At 60.8% G+C, this 457-nt stretch carries 1 protein-coding gene; it reads right to left on the bottom strand.

Features of this window, described 5'->3' with window-relative positions:
• Positions 1-101 precede the first annotated feature (101 nt).
• Positions 102-457: substrate-binding domain-containing protein (locus tag AACY49_RS30915; protein ID WP_339528105.1), on the bottom strand; the 356-nt coding region annotated here is incomplete at its 5' end.

The following is a 457-nucleotide window of genomic DNA, read 5'->3' as shown; positions in this document are numbered from 1 at the left end:
TATAGTAAAACAGAAGGTACAGTTCGATCGACTGCCACACGAAATTGAAGCCAAGGTCGCCGGCAGCATAATACCAAGATTCCCAGCGATTTAGCATTTGGCTAGGCGTGCGGCGGAGCAGCGGATTCGCGCACCAGGAGTGTATGGGAATGCAACACGCGGGCCAGCGGCTCGCGATCCTCGAGCTGCGCGATCACCATTTCCGTCGCCGCCACCGCCATTTCGAACACCGGCTGGCGCACCGTGGTCAGGCGCGGCCAGGTGATTCGCGACACCTCCGAATCATCGAAACCAACGACGGACAATCGCTCGGGAATCGACAGTCCAATCTCCCGTGCAGCCATCATCGCGCCCACGGCCATATCGTCATTCTGCGCCAGGATCGCAGTCGGACGGTCAGCGCGTGCGAGGATGTTGCGCCCGGCCGCAAGCCCGCTGTCGAAGGTGAACATGCCGG

This window comes from Pseudomonas sp. EL_65y_Pfl2_R96 (genome assembly GCF_963970905.1).
Taxonomy (GTDB): Bacteria; Pseudomonadota; Gammaproteobacteria; order Pseudomonadales; family Pseudomonadaceae; genus Aquipseudomonas.
Note: the sequence above shows the minus strand (reverse complement) of the source record. Positions and strands in the feature narration are given on the sequence as shown.